Source organism: Hydrogenoanaerobacterium saccharovorans (assembly GCF_003814745.1).
Taxonomy (GTDB): Bacteria; Bacillota; Clostridia; order Oscillospirales; family Ruminococcaceae; genus Hydrogenoanaerobacterium; species Hydrogenoanaerobacterium saccharovorans.
In genome coordinates this window covers 1,819,886-1,843,455 of the sequence record NZ_RKRD01000001.1, presented here as the reverse complement: position 1 = coordinate 1,843,455, position 23,570 = coordinate 1,819,886, and the positions used below count along the sequence as shown (strand labels likewise).

At 43.8% G+C, this 23,570-nt stretch carries 22 protein-coding genes; 21 read left to right on the top strand and 1 reads right to left on the bottom strand.

The window, feature by feature from the left end; all coding sequences use genetic code 11:
- The first annotated feature begins 265 nt into the window (after positions 1-265).
- The 18 genes from EDD70_RS08655 (at position 266) to EDD70_RS08570 (ending at position 16,531) form a co-directional block, all read left to right on the top strand.
- On the top strand, positions 266-1,540 hold the full coding sequence (locus EDD70_RS08655; protein WP_092751011.1) for an amidohydrolase family protein: 1,275 nt from the start codon (positions 266-268) through the stop codon (positions 1,538-1,540).
- A gap of 266 nt (positions 1,541-1,806) precedes the next feature.
- Entirely contained in the window at positions 1,807-4,089 is a 2,283-nt protein-coding gene (gene xdhA, locus EDD70_RS08650; protein ID WP_092751013.1) for a xanthine dehydrogenase subunit XdhA, read from the top strand.
- 16 nt (positions 4,090-4,105) lie between these two features.
- A complete protein-coding gene (gene xdhB, locus EDD70_RS08645) occupies positions 4,106-4,993 on the top strand; it encodes a xanthine dehydrogenase subunit XdhB (RefSeq protein WP_092751015.1) in 888 nt (295 codons plus the stop codon).
- Positions 4,986-5,480 (top strand): xanthine dehydrogenase subunit XdhC, encoded by a 495-nt coding sequence (xdhC, locus tag EDD70_RS08640; protein ID WP_092751017.1) that lies wholly within the window; start codon positions 4,986-4,988, stop codon positions 5,478-5,480. The genes xdhB and xdhC overlap by 8 nt, the downstream gene beginning before the upstream one ends.
- A gap of 170 nt (positions 5,481-5,650) precedes the next feature.
- Positions 5,651-6,007 carry a winged helix-turn-helix domain-containing protein gene (locus EDD70_RS08635; RefSeq protein ID WP_242943063.1) on the top strand — a complete coding sequence of 119 codons (357 nt, stop codon included), beginning with the start codon at positions 5,651-5,653 and terminating at the stop codon, positions 6,005-6,007.
- Complete coding sequence (locus EDD70_RS08630) at positions 6,004-7,026, top strand: molybdopterin-binding protein (RefSeq protein ID WP_092751019.1); 1,023 nt, start codon at positions 6,004-6,006, stop codon at positions 7,024-7,026. The genes EDD70_RS08635 and EDD70_RS08630 overlap by 4 nt, the downstream gene beginning before the upstream one ends.
- Positions 7,027-7,041: 15 nt before the next feature.
- Positions 7,042-7,533, top strand: coding sequence for a cyclic pyranopterin monophosphate synthase MoaC (gene moaC, locus EDD70_RS08625; protein ID WP_092751021.1), 492 nt, complete (start codon positions 7,042-7,044; stop codon positions 7,531-7,533).
- An 18-nt stretch (positions 7,534-7,551) separates the two neighbouring features.
- Positions 7,552-8,523: a GTP 3',8-cyclase MoaA gene (gene moaA, locus EDD70_RS08620; RefSeq protein WP_092751023.1), complete on the top strand. Its 972-nt coding sequence runs from the start codon at positions 7,552-7,554 to the stop codon at positions 8,521-8,523.
- Positions 8,524-8,575: 52 nt separating this feature from the next.
- Positions 8,576-9,019, top strand: a complete 444-nt coding sequence (locus EDD70_RS08615) for an MOSC domain-containing protein (protein ID WP_092751025.1) — start codon at positions 8,576-8,578, stop codon at positions 9,017-9,019.
- 2 nt (positions 9,020-9,021) lie between these two features.
- Entirely contained in the window at positions 9,022-9,513 is a 492-nt protein-coding gene (locus EDD70_RS08610; protein WP_092751027.1) for a MogA/MoaB family molybdenum cofactor biosynthesis protein, read from the top strand.
- Between the two features lie 31 nt (positions 9,514-9,544).
- A complete protein-coding gene (gene modA / locus EDD70_RS08605) occupies positions 9,545-10,378 on the top strand; it encodes a molybdate ABC transporter substrate-binding protein (RefSeq protein WP_092751029.1) in 834 nt (277 codons plus the stop codon).
- A gap of 64 nt (positions 10,379-10,442) precedes the next feature.
- Positions 10,443-11,132 carry a molybdate ABC transporter permease subunit gene (gene modB, locus EDD70_RS08600; protein ID WP_092751031.1) on the top strand — a complete coding sequence of 230 codons (690 nt, stop codon included), beginning with the start codon at positions 10,443-10,445 and terminating at the stop codon, positions 11,130-11,132.
- A 39-nt stretch (positions 11,133-11,171) separates the two neighbouring features.
- Positions 11,172-12,248, top strand: coding sequence for a sulfate/molybdate ABC transporter ATP-binding protein (locus tag EDD70_RS08595; RefSeq protein ID WP_092751033.1), 1,077 nt, complete (start codon positions 11,172-11,174; stop codon positions 12,246-12,248).
- Positions 12,249-12,420: 172 nt separating this feature from the next.
- Positions 12,421-13,338: an aspartate carbamoyltransferase gene (gene pyrB, locus EDD70_RS08590; RefSeq protein ID WP_092751035.1), complete on the top strand. Its 918-nt coding sequence runs from the start codon at positions 12,421-12,423 to the stop codon at positions 13,336-13,338.
- A 4-nt stretch (positions 13,339-13,342) separates the two neighbouring features.
- Positions 13,343-13,768, top strand: coding sequence for an aspartate carbamoyltransferase regulatory subunit (locus tag EDD70_RS08585; protein ID WP_092751037.1), 426 nt, complete (start codon positions 13,343-13,345; stop codon positions 13,766-13,768).
- Positions 13,769-13,796: 28 nt separating this feature from the next.
- Positions 13,797-14,174 carry a RidA family protein gene (locus tag EDD70_RS08580; RefSeq protein WP_092751039.1) on the top strand — a complete coding sequence of 126 codons (378 nt, stop codon included), beginning with the start codon at positions 13,797-13,799 and terminating at the stop codon, positions 14,172-14,174.
- 302 nt (positions 14,175-14,476) lie between these two features.
- Entirely contained in the window at positions 14,477-15,805 is a 1,329-nt protein-coding gene (locus EDD70_RS08575) for a uracil-xanthine permease family protein (RefSeq protein WP_092751041.1), read from the top strand.
- A gap of 78 nt (positions 15,806-15,883) precedes the next feature.
- Positions 15,884-16,531 (top strand): helix-turn-helix transcriptional regulator, encoded by a 648-nt coding sequence (locus EDD70_RS08570; RefSeq protein WP_092751043.1) that lies wholly within the window; start codon positions 15,884-15,886, stop codon positions 16,529-16,531.
- A gap of 47 nt (positions 16,532-16,578) precedes the next feature.
- On the opposite strand, the gene EDD70_RS08565 is transcribed toward EDD70_RS08570, so the two are convergent.
- The gene (locus EDD70_RS08565; protein WP_092751045.1) at positions 16,579-17,211 is read right to left on the bottom strand and encodes a helix-turn-helix transcriptional regulator; all 633 of its coding nucleotides are present in this window, start codon (positions 17,209-17,211) and stop codon (positions 16,579-16,581) included.
- A gap of 456 nt (positions 17,212-17,667) precedes the next feature.
- Here EDD70_RS08565 and ssnA point away from each other — a divergent pair, with 456 nt between their 5' ends.
- From ssnA to hydA, 3 genes are all read left to right on the top strand, one after another.
- Entirely contained in the window at positions 17,668-19,005 is a 1,338-nt protein-coding gene (gene ssnA, locus EDD70_RS08560; RefSeq protein ID WP_092751047.1) for a putative aminohydrolase SsnA, read from the top strand.
- A 62-nt stretch (positions 19,006-19,067) separates the two neighbouring features.
- Complete coding sequence (ygfK, locus tag EDD70_RS08555) at positions 19,068-22,061, top strand: putative selenate reductase subunit YgfK (RefSeq protein ID WP_092751049.1); 2,994 nt, start codon at positions 19,068-19,070, stop codon at positions 22,059-22,061.
- A gap of 95 nt (positions 22,062-22,156) precedes the next feature.
- Positions 22,157-23,560 (top strand): dihydropyrimidinase, encoded by a 1,404-nt coding sequence (gene hydA, locus EDD70_RS08550; protein WP_092751051.1) that lies wholly within the window; start codon positions 22,157-22,159, stop codon positions 23,558-23,560.
- Positions 23,561-23,570 lie beyond the last annotated feature (10 nt).

The following is a 23,570-nucleotide window of genomic DNA, read 5'->3' as shown; positions in this document are numbered from 1 at the left end:
AACGGTTCATGTTATAATTGCATTAATAAATATTAACATTATTATGCAATATGTATATTGTAAGTCGTCAAAAAAACCGCTACTATAATTATTAGTATGACTTTTAATGAATATGCATAATCAACATGAGAACGTTCCGTTGCAATATTCAAGGCATTTTTCATTATAAACCAAATGTTTACAAAAGACAACACCAACCGCATACAATATGAAAACTCGAGCTTTTTTATTGCAACCGCCGCCATAAGAAAATGGAGGATTTAAGATGAATAAAAATCTATTCGCGCTCAAAGGCAACATTGTTTATTCGCAGGATAAGAATAATTTGGTAACTGCTGCCTCATCTTATTTAGTTTGTGAAGACGGTAAAGTTGCGGGCATATTCAAAACGATTCCCAAGCAATACGAAGGCATTTGTGTTGAAGATTACGGCATTAAGTTGATTATCCCCGGGCTTACCGACTTACATGTTCACGCTCCGCAATTTACGTACCGTTCGCTGGGTATGGATATGGAGCTGCTACCTTGGCTGAATACCTATGCATTCCCCGAGGAGGCTAAATATGCCCAAGTGGAATATGCTAAAAAAGCATACGGGCGTTTTGCACGGGCGCTCTCTGCAAGTGCAACCACACGTGCGGCAATTTTTGCCACACTGCATGTACCTGCAACTTTTATTTTGATGGATTTATTAGACCAAACCGGTGTACAGGCATACATTGGTAAAGTAAATATGGACCGAAACAGCAGCGATAATTTGATTGAAACAGCAGAACAATCGGCTTTGGATACCGAAAATTGGTTGAAAGAATGCGTAGGTAGATATAAAAACGTCAAACCCATTTTAACACCTCGTTTTATACCCTCTTGTACGGACGAACTGATGGAGCGTATCGGTGAGCTGCAAAGAAAATATAATGTTCCCCTGCAATCGCATCTATCTGAAAATGCGTCTGAAATCGCTTGGGTGCAGCAGCTGCACCCCGATACCAAATGTTACGGAGAGGCTTACCAAAAATACGGTGTATTCGGCGGTAATTGTCCAACCATCATGGCGCATTGTGTTCACCCCAATAAAACAGAACTGGAACTGATGGACAAAAACGGTGTGTACATTGCGCATTGTCCGCAGTCGAATATGAATCTTTGCAGCGGAGTTGCACCGGTGCGCACATATTTGGATCGTAATATGCGTATTGGGTTGGGAAGCGATGTTGCAGGCGGTGCTGACCTCTCCATCTTTAAAGCAATGGCAGATACAATACGTGCTTCGAAACTGCGTTGGACGCTTAAAGATAAAGCACTTGCACCAATCACTGTACCCGAGGCATTTTATATGGCAACCAAAGGCGGTGGCTCATTTTGGGGCAAGGTTGGCAGTTTCGAAGAGGGCTACGAGTTTGACGCAGTTGTGCTGGATGACAGTAATTTGGAGGGTTCGGAAGAATTCTCGTTACAACAACGGTTGGAACGTATGATTTACCTGTCGGATGACCGAAATGTCATTCATAAATACATCAAAGGCATAAAAACACGATAACACACCTACCTCATATCAGGCAGTTGCATTAAGCAGGGATAACTTATTCTCTGTTTACTGCAACTGCCATTTTTATTCATTTTGTTGTGCAATATGTACTATATTGATTAATAAAATAGAAAAATGTTCCGAAACTTTGTAAATACTATTGAAAAGTATGACTAATACATGTATAATAAAATTCAACAAAAGTATCTATATAAAAGTCTGGCATAGCGAGGTAAAACACCTTGGTACCAGACGATACATAACAGGAGGGTGATAACGTGGCAATCAGAAAGAGTATTAATCGTGTTGACGCAGTGGAAAAAGTAACAGGCGGAGCGCGCTATACCGATGACTTTTTTGAAAGAGAAATGCTTGTTGCTAAAGTTTTGCACAGCACGATTGCTAATGGCTGGGTCAAAAGCATGGATATTTCCGAAGCAGAAAAAGTTCCCGGTGTAGTGAAGATTGTTACCTGCTTTGATGTTCCCGATATCCAGTTCCCAACGCCAGGCCATCCTTGGTCCGTTGAAGCATCTCATCAAGATGTAGCCGACAGAAAGCTGTTGAATCAGCGCGTACGTATTTACGGTGATGATATTGCCGCGGTTGTGGCAGAAGATGAGGTTGCTGCAAGCCGTGCACTGAAGCGAATCAAAGTGGAATACGAAGAACTGGAGCCGGTACTTACCCCTGCTGAGGCGATGAAAGAGGGGGCACCCGTCATTCACGATGAACACCCCGATAATGTGCTCAAACACACCTCCTATACCGTTGGCGACCCGGACGCAGCATTCCAAAAGGAAGGCGCACATGTATTTGAAGGCGAGTACGAAACACAAATTGTACAGCACTGCCACATCGAGCCGCCAATCTCTTATGCATATATGGAAAAAGACAGAATCGTTGTTGTATCTTCCACTCAAATTCCTCATATTGTACGCCGTGTTATAGGCCAGGCAATGGGTATTCCGTGGGGTAAGGTGCGCGTAATTAAACCGTATATAGGCGGCGGGTTTGGTAATAAGCAGGAAGTTCTTTACGAACCGCTGAATGCATTTTTGTGTACTAAAGTGGGCGGACGTTGTGTAAAACTGGAGATTTCTCGTGAGGAGACCTTTGTTTCTACACGTACACGCCATGCAATTGCATTTAAAACAAAGGCTGCGGTTACATCCGACGGTAAATTGGTTGGCCGCACTTTAGAGGCTTACTCCAATCAAGGCGGTTATGCGTCGCACGGGCATGCAATTGTTGCAAATTCATCCAATGCGTACCGCTACCTTTACCAAGATGAAATAGGGCTTAAATCGGATGCTTACACAGTATACACAAACATTTGCTCGGGCGGAGCGATGCGCGGATACGGTATTCCGCAGGTGGCTTTTGCAATGGAAAGCCAAATGGATGATATTGCAAGAGCGCTCAACATTGACCCTATAGAGTTTCGTGAGAAAAACTGTATGCCTTTGGGATACAAAGACCCCTTCACGGGCTTAACATGCTATTCTTCCGGTTTACTGGAGTGTATTAAAAAAGGCAAAGAGCATATTGGTTGGGACGAAAAACGTAAAAAATATGCAAATCAAAACGGCCCCGTCCGCCGTGGTGTGGGTATGTCTATTTTTACCTATAAAACAGGTGTATACCCCATTTCGCTTGAAACAGCAAGCAGCCGATTGATTTTGAATCAAGATGGTTCGGCGCAGCTGCAAATGGGCGCTACCGAAATAGGCCAGGGCGCAGACACCGTATTTACTCAAATGGCTGCAGAAACAATCGGCTTTAAACTGGAGGATATTCATATTATTTCTACACAGGATACCGATGTAACCCCGTTTGATACCGGTGCGTATGCATCCCGTCAAACCTATGTAAGCGGTATGGCAGTTAAGAAAACAGCTGAGCAGTTTAAAGCAAAAATCTTAGATTATGCGAATTATATGCTGAAAATATCGGTAGAAAAATTGGATATTTGCGACGGTAACATTGTTGATAAAGAAAACGGCGATGTGCTGCTTACGATGGAAAGGCTTGCGATGGAGGCATTTTACAGCCTCGACCATTCTGTGCATATTACTGCTGAAGCAACCAACCACTGCAAAGACAACACCTTTGCATTTGGTGCATGCTTTGCCGAAGTAGAGGTGGATATCCCCCTCGGTAAGGTTCATATTATCGATATTATCAATGTGCACGACAGCGGCGTGCTTATTAACCCCAAACTTGCCGAAGCGCAGGTGCATGGCGGCATGAGCATGGGGCTTGGGTATGCCCTTTCAGAGCAGCTGCTTTATGATGCAAAAGGTAAACCCCTTAACAATAACCTGCTTGACTATAAACTCCCCACCAGCATGGATACCCCGGATTTGCATGTTGATTTTGTAGAAACACTCGACCCAAGCGGTCCATACGGCAACAAAGCACTTGGCGAGCCTCCGGCTATCCCGCCGGCGCCGGCAATCCGCAACGCAGTTTTGCATGCAACCGGCGTAGCAATTAACACTTTGCCACTCAATCCGCAAAAGCTTGTCGAGAAATTTACAGAAGCAGGCTTAATTTAGAAAGGGGGCATGACTTATGTATGATATTGAAAAAATCTATCAGGCAAAGAGTATACCGGATGCAATCGATGCACTTTTGGCAGACCCGAAAGCAATCATTATTTCAGGCGGCAGCGACGTGCTCATCAAAATTCGCGAGGGTAAACTTGCGGGCTGCAGTCTCGTCAGCATCCACGGCATAAAAGAACTTGAGGGTATTTACCTTGAGCAAGACGGCACCATTGTAATAAAGCCCGGCACCTCTTTCTCTCACGTAACTTATAACGAAATTATTCAAAAATACATTCCTATCCTCGGCAATGCGGTTGATCAGGTAGGCGGTCCCCAAATCCGCAACATAGGTACCATCGGCGGTAACATCTGCAACGGTGTTACCAGTGCCGACAGTGCATCGACACTGTTTGCGCTCAATGCAGTTGTTGAAATTACCGGCAAAGCAGGCAAGCGTACATTGCCTATTGCAGATTTTTACAAGAGTGCGGGCAAGGTAAACCTTGAACATGGCGAACTGGTAACCGCTATCTATATTTCAAAGGATAATTACGAGGGATTTGGCGGACATTACATTAAATATGCACAGCGCAATGCTATGGATATTGCAACCCTCGGTTGCGCGGTAAATGTTAAACTCAGTAGCGATAAAACCACGATTGAAGATATGCGCCTTGCGTTTGGCGTTGCAGGCCCTGTACCCATGCGCTGCCACGAAACAGAAAAGCTTGTAAAAGGGCAGAAGATTACCCCTGAACTGTTCGAGCAGGTAGGGAAAACGGCAATTACCGAGGTCAACCCCAGAACCTCTTGGCGTGCTTCAAAAGAGTTCCGTTTGCAGCTTGTAGAAGAATTATCAAAACGTGCACTCAAACAGGCAATTGTTTTTGCGGGAGGTGCCATCTATGAATAAATTGATGAAGATGATCGTTAATGAAAAAGAAGTTGAAATCATGGTGGATGAGCGTGAGGCGCTGGTGGATACCCTTCGCAATAAATTGCGGCTTACCAGTGTAAAACGCGGCTGTGAGGTTGGCGAATGCGGTGCTTGTACCGTTTTGGTAGACGGCGAAGCAATTGATAGCTGCATTTATCTTACTGTTTGGGCAGAAGGAAAAAGAATTATGACTGTAGAAGGGCTGAAAGGTCCTAATGGCGAGCTTAGCCCCATCCAAAAGGCATTTGTTGAAGAAGCGGCTGTTCAGTGCGGTTTCTGCACCCCGGGGCTTATTATGTCCGCGGTAGAAATTGTCGGTACCGGCAAACGGTACAACCGCGAAGAACTCAAAAAGCTTATTTCAGGTCATCTATGCCGCTGCACAGGCTACCATAATATCCTCAATGCAATGGAGCGCATTGTGGATGAAACCTACAATTATGCAGGCGATAATACAAAATGATAATTCCCCCCTTAACAGAAAAGCGGCCGTCGCATGTGCGGCGGTTGCTTTTTGTGTTTGCCATAGATAATATCTATAGCATAGGCGGATATTCTTGACCATTATTTAAAATTATGATAAACTGGCGATACCTCGTTATTCTTAAAAAAATATAACGGAATTGAAGGGGCGTGGTTGTCATCGCAAACTTAAGCTATTCTCTGCGCATTCGGTTAAAAAAAGGCGAACCTTTTTTCGGCCCCGGTGTGATGCAGCTTTTACAGCATGTTGCCGATACAGGCTCGCTCCAAACCGCTGCTGCACAAATCAAGATGTCTTACAGTAAAGCATGGAAGATTATTAAAGAGGCAGAGAAGGGGCTCGGGTTCCCCCTTATGACACGCCGCGTGGGCGGTGTAGGCGGCGGCAGCTCAGAGCTTACCGAGCAGGGCAAAGACTTTATGCAGCGTTATTCCTGCTTTGAACGTGAAGTATACAAAACCGCAGATGATTTATTTAATAAACATTTTGGAGATGTGTTGCGATGAAGTTGATTGATACCAAGGATGCTGTGGGGCATATTTTATGCCACGATATTACACAGATTGTGAAAGGCGTTACCAAACAAGCTCGTTTTCGTAAAGGCCATGTTGTAACCGAAGAGGATATCCCCGTGTTGCTTTCTTTGGGAAAAGACCATCTGTATATCTGGGAAAAACAAGAGGGGATGCTGCATGAAAATGAGGCAGCGCAAATCCTTTATGATATCTGCAGAAATGATTATATGAAACCCAGTGAAGTAAAAGAAGGCAAGATCGAGCTCATCGCCGAATGCGATGGTGTGTTTAAAGTAGATGTTGCCCGTTTGGATGAAATCAACTCATTGGATGAAATTATGATTGCCACCCGTCACAATAATTTCCCGGTAAAAGCAGGGGATAAACTGGCAGGCACCCGTGTGATTCCTCTTGTAATCGACGAAAAAAAGCTACACGCCGCACAAAAAATTGCAGGCGACAAGCCGTTACTTTCTTTGCTGCCCTACCGCCATAAAAAGGTGGGCATTGTAACTACGGGCAATGAGGTGTATTACGGCAGAATTAAAGATACCTTTGGCCCTGTTATCATGCAAAAACTCAGTGAATATGATGTGACCTTGCTAGGGCAAAAACTTTCGGACGATAACCCTGAAAACATCACGGCAAGAATACGGGAGTTTTTGGACGAGGGCGCTGACATGGTAGTGTGTACCGGCGGTATGAGTGTAGACCCCGATGATAAAACACCTGCGGCAATCAAAGCAACCGGTGCTGAGATTGTCTCTTATGGTGCACCCGTTTTGCCCGGTGCCATGTTTTTGCTGTCTTATTATAACGGTAATATCCCCATTCTTGGGCTGCCGGGCTGTGTAATGTATGCTAAGCGCACTATTTTTGACCTTGTGCTGCCGCGTATTATGGCGGATGAACGGTTAAGCAAAAAAGACCTTGCCGTTTTGGGGCATGGCGGGTTATGCCTAAACTGCGAAGTATGCCATTACCCTTACTGCAGTTTTGGCAAAGCATAAGGAGGATAAAATCATATGGAAAATGGGCTGACTCATTTTGACCAAAGCGGTAACGCTGTAATGGTCGATGTTACAGATAAAAATATTACCCATCGGGTTGCTGTTGCGCGTGGCAGCATTGCTGTTAATGCAGAAACGTTTGCGGCAATTAAGAATGGTACTGCTAAAAAAGGCGACGTGTTGGGTGTTGCTCGTATTGCGGGCATCATGGCGGCAAAAAAAACATCTGAACTTATTCCATTATGTCATCCGCTGGCACTTACAAAATGCAATATTGATTTTGATTTAAAACAGGATGCAAATGTAGTTGATGCCATATGTACCGTTAAGGTGACAGGGCAAACGGGTGTAGAGATGGAAGCTCTGACAGGAGCAACCGTTGCATTGCTTACCATTTATGATATGTGTAAGGCAATTGACAAGGGTATGAAAATAAAAACGGTATACCTTCAGCGAAAAAGCGGAGGTAAAAGCGGAGATTTTTGTAACCCGAATCATAACGAATAATTGAAAGGGGATAGCGGCATGTTCGATTTGCAAAACCGCAATATCGACTACCTGCGCATCTCGGTGACCGACCGCTGTAACCTGAGGTGTGTTTATTGCATGCCTGCCGAGGGGATAGAGCCTTGCCTGCATGATGAGGTGCTAACCTATGAAGAAATTCTCAAAGTGTGCCGCTGCGCTGCAGCTTTGGGTATTTGCAAAATTAAACTGACGGGTGGCGAACCGCTTGCCCGCAAGGGGACGGCAGAGCTTATCCGTAGCCTAAAAGCGATTGAAGGCATTGAACAGGTTACTATGACCAGTAACGGTATTTTACTGTACGAACAGCTGCCTGCATTGGCAAAGGCAGGGCTTGATGCAGTTAACATCAGTTTGGATACACTCGACCCCGACCGTTTTGAACGAATCACACGCAGACGTGGATTGGATACTGTGCTCAAATCCATTGACTTAGCTTTAGAGCTGGGGTTGCGTGTGAAAATAAATTGTTTGCCGGTTCGCGAATTTAACGGCGACCATTTAATGCAAATGGCAGAACTTGCGCGTACCCGCCCTGTTGATGTGCGGTTTATTGAGCTTATGCCCATTGGTTATGGCAAAGACCTTACTCCCGTACCCAGTTGTGAAATACAAGAACAACTGCGACAAACCTATGGCGAACTTGCCCCGTGCAACAAAAAGCTAGGCAACGGCCCGGCGTCCTATTTTTCGATTGCGGGTTTTCAAGGCAATATCGGTTTTATCAGTGCGGTGTCTACCGGCTTTTGCGGTACCTGCAACCGTATACGGCTTACATCAACAGGATTTTTAAAGCTATGTTTGCACTATAATAAAGGCGTTGAGTTGCGGGAGTACCTGCGAAAAGGCATCGAAGATGCAGATTTAACCCAACTTTTGCAACAAGCCATACTCCAAAAACCACTACAGCATCATTTTGGCAGCCATATTTCAGATGAAGAACAGCATACGATGGCTCAAATTGGCGGATAATTGGTGTTATAATTTTGACAGATGAACTTTTTAGCACGAAAGAGAGGATAATATGGGTAAAGTAATTGCGGTTTGTGTAAGCGAAAAACGCGGCACACAAAAAACAAATGTGGGCAAAGCACGTTTTCTTCCCGATTTCGGCATAGCAAATGATGCGCATGCAGGGCATTGGCATCGTCAGGTAAGTTTACTTTCTTACGATAAAATACTGGCATTTAAAGCGCGTGGTGCCGAGGTGGAAGATGGTGCATTTGGTGAAAATCTTGTTGTAGAGGGTATTGATTTTCGCAATTTACCGGTAGGAACGGTTTTACATTGCAACGATGTGGTACTGGAGATGACACAAATCGGTAAGGAGTGCCATCACGGATGCCAAATTTTTCAGAAGATGGGCGAGTGTATTATGCCTACCGAGGGTGTATTTGCAAAGGTGTTGACAGGCGGAACTATCTCTGCGGGTGATGATATGACTGTGCACCTTGCAAAGGAGGAGTAACTATGTTTCGGGTTGCAATTATAACCCTAAGCGACAAAGGATATGCAGGCGAGCGTGAGGATAAAAGCGGAGAAGTGATTCGAGAAGTTGTTACGAAAAACGGTTACGAGGCAGTAAGCTATACGCTGCTGCCCGATGACCGTACGATGCTTGCGAATGAACTGCGCCGCCTGTGCGATAACGACCTTGCCGATTTAATTCTCACTACAGGCGGTACCGGTTTTTCTCCGCGCGATATTACCCCCGAAGCCACCCTTGATGTAGCGCAGAAGCTTGTGCCGGGTATCCCCGAAGCTATGCGTTATTCGAGCTTGCAAATAACCAAACGCGCTATGTTAAGCCGTTCGGTTGCTGCAATTCGCGAAAAGGCGTTGATTGTAAACCTCCCGGGCAGCCCCAACGCAGTACGCGAAAACCTTGAATATATCATTGCGGAATTGCATCATGGGCTAGAAATTCTAAAAGGCAAAACAGATGAGTGTGCAAGAATCTGAAAACATTAAATAAGCTTAAGGAGTCGTAGACATGAAAAAATTGTTATGTGCATTGTTGACTGGAGTTTTGTTGTTTACATCGGGGTGCGGTACATTCGGCAAAACCTCTTCTCCGTCCCCGTCCGAGGCTGTTTCTGTGTCAGAATCTTCACAAACATCAGATACAGAACCTAATGTTGAGTTAATGGTTTCCGCCGCCGCCAGCCTTACCGATTGCATGGAAGAACTGAAAGCTCTTTACACCTCCCAACATTCTAATATTACCATCACATATAATTTCGGTAGTTCCGGTTCTTTGCAGCAGCAAATTGAGCAGGGTGCGCCCGCAGATATTTTCTTTTCCGCAGGTAAAAAACAGATGACTGCTTTGCAGGATGCAGAACTGATGCAAAACGATACGGTTAAAGAGATTCTTGAAAATAAAGTAGTACTGATTACCCCAAAAGATGGTGCAGAACTGGATTCTTTTGAAAAACTTACCGATTCATCCATTGCAAAAATTGCAGTTGGTGAGCCGGAAAGTGTACCCGTAGGGCAATATACGCAACAGGTTTTTGAAAGTTTAAAGCTAACCGATGCTTTAAAACCAAAACTGATTTTATCCAAAGATGTGAGGCAAGTTTTATCATATGTAGAAGCAGGCGAAGTACAGGCAGGCGTTGTGTACGAAACCGATGCGAAAATTAGCGACAAAGTTGTGATTGGATGTACCGCACCTGAGGAGTCACATAAAAAGGTGATTTACCCTGTGGGTGTTGTAAAAGAGACAAAACATGCCGAAGAAGCCAAGGCATTTGTTGATTTCTTGTTCAGCGATACCGCAAAAGAAGTATTTGCGAAATATGGGTTTTCTCCATTATTCTAAGGTGCGTTTAAAACAGCTTGCTTATTTGCAGAAAAGCACTTAATTCTGAAAGGAGCTGCGCAGCATGGCTTTTGACATCACTCCGCTGTGGATTTCGATTAAAACTTCGCTTACAGCGGGGGTGATTACCTTTGTGCTGGGCGTGCTGTGCGCGCGCTTATTCCTTTATGTCAGTGGAAAAACCAAATGGTTATTGGATGTGGTTTTCACGCTGCCTTTGGTTTTACCACCAACCGTGGTGGGTTTTCTGCTGCTGGTACTGTGTGGTAAAAACAGCGTACTTGGTAAACTTCTGCATAGTATTGATGTTACTATTATTTTTTCATGGCAGGCAACAGTATTGGCAGCCGTGGTAGTATCTTTCCCTCTCATGTACCGTGCAGCGAAGGGCGCTTTGGAACAAGTAGATGAAAATCTCATCTGGGCGGGCAGAACACTTGGTATGTCTGAATGGAATATTTTTTTACGGATACAAGTCCCTCAAGCTTGGCCCGGAATAGCTTCCGGCGCTGTACTGTCTTTTGCCCGCGCGCTTGGTGAGTTTGGCGCTACACTTATGATTGCCGGCAATATTCCGGGGCGCACGCAAACCATCCCAATCGCTATTTACTTTGCTACTGCTGCGGGCAATATGAAAGCAGCGGCGATTTGGGTTGCTGTTATTACACTTATTTCGTGTATTGTTTTGGGCTTAATGAATTATTTGGGCAGCAAGAAAGCGCCTCGCATACGAACAAGAGCATCTTCCTTTTAGATGCTACAAAACTCAAAAGCACAACAGGGAGGGGAAGCTGTGAGTATCTATGTAGACATCAAAAAGCGCCTTGGCAGCTTTAACCTTTCAGTACAGCTTGAAGCTGAGAATGAAGTTGTCGGCATCCTCGGTGCATCGGGCAGCGGCAAAAGTATGACGCTGCGCAGCATCGCCGGCATCGTTACACCCGATTCGGGTGAGATTGTATTAAACGGTAAAACTTTGTATAGCTCCGCAAAAAAAATCAACCTCATGCCGCAGCAGCGTAAGGTGGGGCTGATGTTTCAAAGCTATGCTTTGTTCCCTAACATGACAGTAGCGCAAAATATAGCTGTTGGCATAAAAGATAAGACTCAGCGTGTAAAACTTGTAAAAGAATATATGGAATTGTTGCGCCTGCAAGGATTGGAACAGCGCTACCCGTCGCAGCTCTCGGGCGGGCAGCAGCAGCGTGTGGCACTTGCCCGCATGTTGGCGAGCAGCCCTGACATTTTACTGTTAGATGAGCCGTTTTCTGCACTGGACCGCCATTTGCGCTTTTCTATTGAGCAAGAATTTGCCGATGCTTTACAGCGCTTTAACGGTACGGTATTGTATGTGTCACACAATGTGGGTGAGATTTATCAGTATTGCAAATCTGCTGCGGTGCTGGCACATGGCAAAGTGGCTGAATTTAGTGCAACCCAGAGTTTGTTCCATGCACCTCAAACGGTGGAAGGGGCGCGCCTAACAGGTTATAAAAACCTCTCTGCTATTGCAAAAATCGATTCTCATACTATTTTTGCAGCTGATTGGAATTTACCTTTTACACTGGAAGATGAGTTAACCAACGACATAACTTTTGTAGGTGTGCGTGAGGCGGATTTGGTTCTAACTGAAGTTGAGAGAGAGGGCTGTGTAAAAGTTACCGCTGCAAATGTCAAATACTTTCCGCAGTTTGCAGTGCTTAACCTATATTCCAATGGGGCAAATAAACCAATCTATTTTACTTGTCCTAAAGAATCTGCAGAAAACTTTCTTACCCTTAGTAAACAAGATAGGCTGTATTTAGTCATCCGCCCTAAACAATTGCTGTTTTTTCGCAGTGAAACATATCATAATAAAAAGCAGCCTTAAAAAGGGGCTGTTTTTATTATACCGCTTATAAATCACCAAAAAAGTTTTTAAAAATCGGGTTATAATGATACATTTTGTAAAAATTAGATCTAAGTGATAAAAAACTATTAAAAACGTGGTATAATGTTATGAACAAAATTATGGATATCTAAAATAAAGCCGGAGGTAATGTATGAAACATGTAATTGACCCTCTTGATTTATCGGTGGAAGAAATCACCGAACTGCTTGATGTATCGAATGATATTGAAAAGAACCCCAAAAAATATTCAGAAATCTGCAAAGGTAAAAAACTTGCAACTCTGTTTTATGAACCAAGTACTCGCACACGTCTCAGCTTTGAGGCAGCAATGCTCAATTTAGGCGGAAGTGTGTTGGGCTTCTCGTCGGCAGATTCCAGCTCTGCTGCAAAAGGCGAAAGTGTAGCCGATACGATTCGTGTAATTTCTTGTTATGCAGATATTTGTGCTATGCGCCACCCAAAAGAGGGTGCACCGAAAGTGGCGTCTGAATATGCAACCATTCCGGTTATTAATGCGGGTGACGGCGGCCATCAGCATCCCACCCAAACACTTACCGACCTGCTCACCATCCGTTCGCTGAAAGGCAGGCTCGAAAATCTTACGATCGGTCTCTGCGGTGATCTCAAATTTGGTAGAACCGTACACTCTCTTATCAAATCACTCTCACGTTACAAGGGCATCCGTTTTGTTCTTATTGCACCTGAAGAACTTCGTATTCCCGATTACATCCGCGAAGAGGTTCTTCGCGCAAAAGACATTCCCTTTGTAGAAGTAGAAAAGATGGAAGATGTAATGCCTGAACTGGATATTTTATATATGACTCGTGTTCAGCGCGAACGTTTCTTTAACGAAGAAGATTATGTTCGCCTCAAAGACAGCTACATTTTGGATATGAACAAACTAAAAAACGCAAAACCGGATATGTTCATCCTTCATCCTCTGCCGCGTGTGAATGAGATATCAACCGAAATAGACAATGACCCGAGAGCGGCCTATTTCAGGCAGGCACAGTACGGCGTGTATGTACGTATGGCATTGATACTCAAATTGTTGGAATTGGAGGCATGAGAAGATGATTAATGTAGATAGCTTAAACAGGGGTGTGGTCATTGACCATATCCGTGCAGGTAAAGCAATGGAAATCTATAAATATCTCGAACTTGATCGTTTGGATTGCAGCGTTGCTATCATCAAAAATGCAAAGAGCCGCAAGATGGGCAAAAAGGATATCATTAAAATTGACGAAAACATTGATATTAACCTTGATGTTCTGGGCTTTATCGATCCGAATATTTCCATCAACATTATCAACGAAGGCGGTTTGATTGAAAAGAAAAAGCTGAAACTGCCAGACCAAGTAACCAATGTAATTAAATGCATCAATCCGCGCTGCATTACTTCTATCGAACAGGGTATTAACCACATTTTTAAACTTGCCGATGCACAAAACGGCATTTATCGTTGTATTTATTGTGAACAAGAGTTCCAAAACAAATAATAAATTATTATAATTGGAGGAATAAACCATGGCAAATACAGTTATCGCAGCTAAAAATGCGCCTGCAGCAGTAGGCCCATATTCTCATGCAGTGTTGGCAAATAATACATTATATACTTCTGGGCAGTTGGGCTTGGACCCAACCTCGGGTGAATTGCCGCAGGGAGTAGAAGCACAGGCAGAGATGGCACTGAAAAATCTCGGAGCAGTACTTGAGGCAGCAGGGATGAATTACAGCGATGTTGTAAAAACCACTGTTTTTCTTGCAAATATGGGCGATTTTGCAGCAATCAATGCGATTTATGCAAATTATTTTAAAGGGGAGTGCCCGGCACGTTCTTGTGTTCAGGTGGCGGCACTGCCCAAAGGCGCTTTGTTTGAGATTGAAGCAATTGCAGTAAAGTAAAATAATATATTTTAAATTTATATTTGTTAAACCACAGGTTTTCTTTTTAATGGAAATCTGTGGTTTTTTGTTTTATAAGGCATAATAATAAATTTGCATTATGCAATTGATTTTTCACACAAAAATAAGATAAATTTATTAGAACAACTTCTAAATTTTGCGAAAAACAAAGATAATTGCTTGAATATTGCTAAAAATACCTTATAATGAATCTAGTTTGATAAAAAATTATTTATTTTAAGCAAAGGTCTCTGTGGATGATGCGATAGAAAATCGCAAAAAATATGATATGAGGTGTTATCATGAAAGAAGCTGTCAACAAAAACCCGGGTTCTCTCTTCAGCTTGGACGGAGTGCCGAGCTTGAAGCAGATTGTACCTTTGGGGCTGCAGCATGTAGTTGCAGCAATTGTAGGTGTTGTCACACCTGCTCTTTTGGTATCCAATGTATGCAATCTTTCTCCGGCAGACAAAACACTTTTAGTGCAATCCTCGCTTCTCATTTCTGCAATCGCAACCTTGCTTCAGCTTTTTCCGTTTGCTAAAAAGCTTGGCTCCGGTTTACCTGTAATTATGGGTGTCAGCTTTGCCTATGTTCCCACATTGCTTGCAATCGGCGGCGAATTTGGTATTGCAACCATTTTCGGCTCTCAAATCATCGGTGGCTTGGTAGCTATTGTTGTTGGCCTATTTGTTAAAAAACTAATGGTTCTGTTTCCTCCGCTGGTAACCGGCACCGTTATTTTTACAATCGGTCTTTCTCTGTATCCTACAGCAGTTAACTATATGGCGGGCGGCAAAGCGTCTCCAACCTTTGGTTCTCCTCAAAACTGGTTGGTTGCTTTGATTACATTTGCTATCGTTGTATTTTTTAACTATTTTACAAAAGGTTCTATGAAGCTTGCAGCTATCCTTATCGGTATGGTATCGGGTTATGTGGTAGCCCTTTTCATGAATATGGTTAACTTCGATTCTGTTACCGCAGCAGGTTGGTTCTCTTTGCCAAAACCGATGCATTTCGGCATTGTATTCCAGCCGACAGCAATTGTATCGATGGTTATTATCTACATTGTAAATGCGGTACAAACCATAGGCGACCTTTCATCTACCACCACAGGCGGTCTTGACAGAATGCCCACTCACGACGAACTTACGGGCGGTATTGTTGGCAATGGTATTGCCAGTGTTATCGGCGCATTTTTTGGTGGTATGCCTACAGCTACCTACAGCCAAAACGTTGGTATCGTAACTGTTAACAGAGTAGTTAACAGAGTTGTATTCGGTTTTGCAGCCGGTGTTCTTCTTGTAGCCGGCTTTGTTCCTAAATTCGCATCGGTTCTTACTACTATTCCTCAAAGCGTTATCGGCGGTGCAACCATCTCTGTATTTGCAACCATTACTATGACTGGTATTAAAATGATTGCCTCTCAATCGCTTACACCCAGAAATACAGCTGTTGTCGGGCTTTCTGTTGCGCTCGGTGCAGGTATCGTGCAGGCAACCGGCAGTTTACAGCTGTTCCCATCTTGGGTGCCTACCGTATTCGGCAGTTCATCTGTAGTGGTAGCTACTTTAATGGCAGTTTTCCTTAATGTAATTCTTCCCAAAGATAAAACAGAAACAAAAAAATAATATGCACACCTTTTAAACTGTATAACAGTTACACTCGGGGCAACCGGTTAAAAGCCGTATTAAAGAAGGAGGCTACCCATGAACAAATACGTTAGCATGTACCTTCCGCTCGTCGATTTTATCGCCGAGTGTATGGGGGAAAACACAGAGGTGGTTTTACACGACCTCACCGACTATCATCAGTCTGTTGTTGCAATTCGCAATGGGAATATCAGCGGAAGAAGTGTAGGCTCACCGATTACTGACCTTTCGCTTAAGGTTCTCAAAGCTGCAATTTTTGAGCAAGTGCCCTATATGGCAAACTATCAGGGTGTGGCAAAAAACGGTCACATGCTCAAATCCTCTACATACTTTATAAAGGATGACAGCGAACGTTTTGTTGGGATGCTTTGCGTTAATACGGATTACCACAATTTAGTAGAATCGCGCAATCTGCTTACAGACTTAATTGCTATGCTGAAAATTCCAAATGAATCTTCGATTATTTCAGAAAACTTAAATATGAATGTACAAGACCTGGTTATGAACAACATCCACCGCATCTGCCCCGATATTGTTAATGTGGCAGAAACCATGCAGCAGCGTGAAAAGATGGATATTGTAGATAAACTCAACGAGATGGGTACCTTCATGATTAAAGGCGCAATCAGTTATGTTGCAGATGCATTGAGAGTTTCGGTACCGACAGTTTATCGTTACCTCAACCTAGTAAAAAAAGAAAATTAAAAAGCACGCTGTCCTTAAGGACAGCGTGCTTTTTAATTGTATAACGATTATTTAGCATCAATGTAGCTGTACAATGTATATTTTGAAATCCCAAAATACTTGCTTACTTTATCGCCGGATTTTGTTATTAAAAATGCGCCTGTGTTATTTAAGAATTGAATTGCTTTAATCTTATCGTCTTTATTCATCAAAGCAACAGGTTTCCCCACCAGCTGCACAGATTGCTCAATCAATTCGTCCAGCAAGTCATTCACATTCTGCGCAATGCGTTCAGGCTCTTTGGTATCCGGTTCGGTTGCAATGAGCGGTTTCAAAGAATTTTCAATCATCAATAAACCGGTAATGTCGTAATTGATAGAAAAGATTCCAACTACATCGTTTTTCTCGTCGCGGATATAAATAGTGCTGGATTTAAGAATTTTACCGTCGCGTGTTTTGGTAAGGTAGTTTAGATGATCTTTCAGTTTGCTATGGTCACCATGTAATGCTTCCAACACCACCAAAGACGGCCCATCACCTGCTTTGCGTGAGGTTACATGTCCGTTTTCGATAATGACTATAGAGCTTTCGGTAAAGTTGTTGCTAAGATCATGCACTACAACCTCGCAGTTGTTGCCAAACTGCTGCGATATGCCCTTTGCAAGACGTTTTAAAAAATCAAAGGTTAATCCCTGCAGCATCATTGCCTCCATTTCTCCGGTGCATTTAATGAATCGGTTTTGTGCAATGCTCCGGTGCGATTTGTATAGTATTCATCATAGCAGAAACCAAAAATAAATCAACAGTTTTCAACAAAAAAAATAATTGCTAAAAAATAATTTTTAGTTTATGCAATCCGCCTACATATTAATGCTTGATTTTTAATAAATCTAATGGTAAAATATAAATTGTAAACAGAAAGATTCTACTTTCTGTGCAATGTGTATGATTTTTGCCAAAAGTCATACTTATTATAATGGGGCATGATAAAAGAAAACGGCTGAAACGGAGTGCTTTGCGCACGGGCTGAATGTTCGAATTTGGGAACAATCTGCACGGTGCGTAGGCATTTTTTATATGCAGAAAACCCGATAAAGAATATTTCTTTTTTAACCACTCAACCAAGATCAATTTTTAAAGAGTAAGGAGAATGCGCGATGCTATTAATTGGAAACGGTAGACTTGTTACCCGCGATGAAAACAATCTCTTTTTTGAGAACGGCTGTGTCTGCGTAGAAAAAGAACTGATTAAAGAAGTGGGTGAGACTTCTGCATTGAAGGCAAAATATCCCGATGCAGAGTTTATTGATGCCAAAGGCGGCGTCATTATGCCGGGTCTTATCAATGCACATAACCATATTTATAGTGCGTTTGCACGCGGACTTTCCATTAAAGGTCATAACCCCAAAAACTTTATGGATATTCTGGATGGACTTTGGTGGACACTTGACCGTAAACTTACAGTCGAAGACACAAAATACAGTGCATATGCTACTTACCTTGATTGCATTAAAAATGGTGTAACAACAGTGTTTGACCATCACGCAAGCTATGGCGAAATTGACGGCAGCCTGTTTGCTATTTCAGATGCTGCAGCAGAATATGGCGTGCGTACCTGCCTGTGCTATGAGGTTTCTGACCGTGACGGTGAAGAAAAAATGAAACAAGCAGTGCTTGAGAACGAAGCATTTATTCAAGCCGCATTAAAAGACGAAAATGATATGCAGTATGGTATGATGGGCATGCATGCTGCGTTTACACTTTCGAATAAAACTCTGGAGTTTAGCCGGGAGCATACTCCCAAAGGGACTGGTTTCCACATCCATGTTGCCGAGGGCATCAGCGATGTTTATGATTCGCTTGAAAAATACGGTAAGCGTATTGTCAACCGTTTGTTTGATATGGATATTCTCGGGCCGCAAACCATTGCCGGTCATTGCATTCATATTAATGAACATGAAATGGATATCTTAAAACATACCGATACGATGGTGGTTCATAACCCCGAATCCAATATGGGTAACGCAGTTGGATGCCCTGCAGTACTTACCTTATTCCAAAAAGGAATTCTCATCGGTCTTGGCACCGATGGCTATACCAATGATATGCTCGAATCCTATAAAGTTGCAAATATTTTGCATAAGCACAATACCTGCAATCCGAATGTTGCTTGGGGCGAAATTCCAGTTATGTTATTCCAAAACAATGCAACAATTGCAAACCGTTACTTTAAAAAACCGCTTGGTGTGCTTAAAGCAGGGGCAGCAGCAGACGTCATCGTCACCGATTACAACCCGCTTACACCAATGACAGCCGATAACATCAACGGGCATACTTTATTTGGTATGAACGGGCGCAGTGTCGTTACCACCGTTTGCAATGGTAAGGTCCTTATGAAAAACCGCGAACTGCTGAATATTGATGAAGCAGCCGTTATGGCAAAATGCCGTGAGCAGGCAAAAGCATTGGCAGACAGAATTAATTTTGGCAGATAATAAAATTGTACCTAGGTAGGCTGATGAAAATGCAATCGGTCTAATAGAGAGGAGAAACACGAATGAGTGATAGAATGAGACCAATCCCATTTGATAAATTGGTCAACTGGGTATTGGAAGAGCATAAAACCGATGGCGCCGTTTTCGGCGTACGCCGCCCATTTATAAAGAAAAACGATAAAGTACTGCACTTGTTTGGCGAACAGATGGAAACCCCGTTTGGCCCCGCAGCAGGCCCGCATACACAGCTTGCACAGAATATTATTGCTGCTTATTTTGCTGGCAGCCGCTTTTTTGAGCTGAAAACCGTACAAAAACTTGACGGTGAAGATTTACCGGTAGCAAAACCTTGCATCAATGCAGAAGATGAATGCTACAACGTGGAATGGTCAACTGAGCTGCGCATACCCGAGGCATACGACGAATATGTTAAAGCGTGGTTTGCACTGAAACTGATATCCAAAGAATTCGGTTTGGGCAGCGACACAGGCTTTATGTTTAATATGAGCGTCGGATATGACCTTGAAGGCATTCAATCCCCCAAAATTGATACCTTTATCGAAGGGCTTAAAAATGCCGAAAATACAGAGATATGGGCAGAGTGCAAAGCATTTGCACTTGCAAATCTCAATCGTTTTGAGCATATTGATGCAGCTTTTGTAGAGGGCATCAGCCCCAAAGTTTGTACATCCATTACACTTTCTACGCTACACGGCTGCCCACCGCAAGAGATTGAACGCATTGCTACCTACCTCATTACCGAAAAGGGGCTTAATACCTATATTAAATGCAACCCAACCTTGCTGGGCTATGAATTTGCACGCAAGACGATGGATGAGATGGGTTATGATTATCTTGTATTTGATGACCACCACTTTAAGGCAGACTTGCAATTTGAAGATGCTGTGCCTATGATTCAACGCTTGATAAATCTGGCGGAAAGCAACGGGCTTACTTTTGGTGTCAAACTTACCAACACTTTCCCGGTAGGTATTGGCCGCGGAGAGCTGCCCGGCGAAGAGATGTACATGTCCGGCCGTTCACTTTATCCGCTCACCGTTTCGCTTGCTCATAAGCTTTCTAAAGCATTTGACGGCAAGCTGCGCATTTCTTATTCCGGCGGCGCAGATATCTTTAACATTGAGAAGATTTTTGAAGTGGGCATTTGGCCCATTACCCTCGCTACAACATTGCTAAAACCGGGTGGATATCAGCGGCTTTCGCAGATGGCAGAAGTATTAGATTCTTGCGAATACAAAGATTTTGATGGCGTGGACCTTGTAAAACTACAGTCGCTTGCTTACGAATGTGTACGTGATCCGCATCATCTCAAAGCAATGAAACCGCTGCCCAACCGTAAAATGAAAAAGAAAGTTCCTCTCATCGATTGCTTTAGTGCTCCTTGTCAAGATGGCTGCCCAATTGGGCAGGATATCCCAGCTTACGTGCGTTTGGCAGGCGAAGGAAATCATCTTGAGGCTTTGAAAGTAATTACCGAGAAAAATCCGCTGCCGTTTATCACGGGTACTATTTGCCCGCATCACTGTGCAGATAAATGCACCCGTAATTTCTATGATGAATCGGTGAAAATCCGTGCTGCTAAACTAGAAGCTGCTAAAGCGGGTTACGATCAGTTGCTGGCAGAATTGGAAGCTCCTAAAATTAAAGGTAGATCGAAAGTAGCAATCGTCGGTGGTGGCCCTGCAGGCCTTGCTGCTGCGTATTTTCTGGGCAAAGAGGGCATGCCGGTTACCGTATTCGAGAGAAGAAAAGAACTGGGCGGTATTGTTAAACTGGTTATTCCTGAGTTTAGAATTTCAGATGAAGCTATCGATAACGACGTGAATTTGGTTCGTTCTATGGGTGCAGAATTTATACTGGGATCTGAGCAAACTTCGGTTGAAGAACTCAAAGCGCGCGGCTATAAATATGTGCTGTTTGCAGTTGGCGCTTGGAAGCCGGGAATATTGCGCTTAGAAACCGGTAAAGCAATGAACGTGCTGGAGTTTTTAGAAAAATACAAAGCAGATGAGTCCAGCTTAAACCTCGGCAAGAATGTTGTCGTCGTAGGCGGCGGCAATACCGCTATGGATGCAGCGCGCGCAGCAAAACGTGTAAAGGGCGTAGAAAAAGTATCACTCGTATACCGCAGAACCAAGCGCTATATGCCTGCTGATGAAGAAGAACTTGAACTTGCGCTGGAAGACGGTGTGGAATTCTGTGAACTGCTTGCCCCAATCGGCGTTGAAAACGGTGTGCTCAAATGCTATAAAATGGTTCTTGGTGCACCTGACGAAAGCGGCAGACGCAGCCCTGTTCAAACCGAAGAAATCGTTACAGTTCCTGCAGACACCGTGATTGCTGCAATAGGCGAAAAAGTGGACACCGAGTTGTTCGAGAAAAACGGCATTGCAGTTGATGAGCGCGGACGCGTGAAAGTGGATGCCAAATTTAGAACCAACGTTGAAAACGTATTTGTCGCAGGCGATGCACTGCGCGGCCCTGCAACGGTAGTAGAGGCAATTGCTGATGCTATGCAGTTTGCAAAAGCAATTTCTAAGTTGGAAACAAATCATTATGAAGAATTGAATGTCAACCCCAACTCTGCCGATGTAAGACTGAAAAAAGGTTTGCTTGAGGTTGATACCGATGCTTATAAGCAATGTGACCGTTGCCTGGAATGTGCAACCGTATGCGAATGTTGCGTAGATGTGTGCCCCAACCGTGCAAATCTTTCTATCCATGTGGGTACCAAGCCAATGGCTCAAATTATCCATGTCGACGGTATGTGCAACGAGTGCGGCAACTGCGAAACCTTCTGCCCGTACGACAGTGCACCTTACAAAGAAAAATTTACTCTGTTTGGCAATCTCCCTGATTTTGACGACAGCAAAAACGAAGGTTTCTTATGCATAGACGGTGCGAAGAGTATCTTCCGTGTTCGTCTGGACGGTGAGGTTAAGGACTATGCAGTTTCAGACCCCAAATGCGGTTTGCCCGAGGATATCCGCAAGTTGATTACCACTGCATATGTTGAGTATAATTATCTGTTTTAAAAAATTATCATTCTGCAACACCATTTTTTAAATAGCCTGTGCGGGTATCCGAAAAAACGGATACCCGTATTGTGCATGTTGAAGGGGGTCACTCTATGTCAAAAATGATTAAGGGCGGTACTATTGTTACTCCAAAGGGCAGTTATTCTGCTGACATTCGCGTTGATAATGGGAAAATTACTGAGATTGCGGCACAGCTGTCCACTGAAAATGCAGATGTGCTCGACGCAAGCGGGTGCTTGATTTTCCCCGGTTTTATTGATGCCCATACCCACTTTGATATGAGTACCGGCACTGCTTTGACGGCAGATAACTTTCACAGTGGTACGCGCGGTGCGATTGTTGGCGGTACCACCACAATTGTAGATTTTGCAACGCAAGAAAAAGGTGAATCTCTTGTACAGGCTCTGCAAAATTGGCACAATAAAGCCGATGGTGTCTCCTCTTGCGACTATGCATTCCATATGGCAATCAGCGATTGGAATCCGTCTGTCAGCAAAGAAATTGATACAATGGTTACCGAGGGTGTTACTTCATTTAAGCTTTATCTTGCCTACGACAATCTGCGCGTTTCGGACGGTGAGCTGTACGAAATATTGAAGCGGGTGCATGATGTGCATGGTATTATTGGTACCCACTGTGAAAACGGCGACCTCGTTAACGAGATGATAGCAGAAAAACGTGCGACAGGTGAGCTTTCTCCTGCGGCGCATCCCGCTTCTCGCCCCGATTTTGTTGAAGCGGAAGCAATTTCACGTTACTTATACATCGCCGAGGCTGCGGGTGCTCCTGTCAACATCGTACATTTGAGTACCAAAATGGGTTTTGATGAGGTGCTCAAAGCCCGTGCAAGGGGGCAAAAAGTGTATGTTGAAACTTGCCCGCATTACTTGACGTTGGACGAAAGCCGTTATCACCTTCAAAACTTCGAAAGCGCAAAATATGTATGCTCACCCCCCCTTCGTAAAAAAGAAGATCAGCAGTGTTTGTGGACGGGGCTGAAAAACGGCGACATTGATACCGTTTCAACCGACCACTGCAGCTTTAACTTTAAAAAGCAAAAAGAGCAGGGCAGAGAAGATTTTAGTAAAATCCCCAACGGTATGCCCGGGGTAGAGCATCGCCCTGCTGTGATGTATACCTACGGTGTGTGCGAAAACCGTATAACCAAAGAACAGATGGCGGCTCAGTTGAGCGAAAATACAGCTCGTCTTTTTGGTATGTATCCTCAAAAAGGTGCGCTACTTGCGGGCAGTGATGCAGATATCGTTGTGTGGGACCCATCTTATAAGGGCATAATTACTGCACAAAAAATGGAACAGAACGTCGATTACACCCCTTATGAGGGGATGCCTGTCACCGGCAGACCGAAGGCAGTATTTTTACGTGGCCAGCTGGTGGTACAGAATGGTGAAGTTGTTGCTGAGCATCGCGGAGCATATGTCCCCCGTCATGAGAGTGAGTATTATCCGCAACAACCCGAAAGTTCGAACCGCTAATATTATAGAA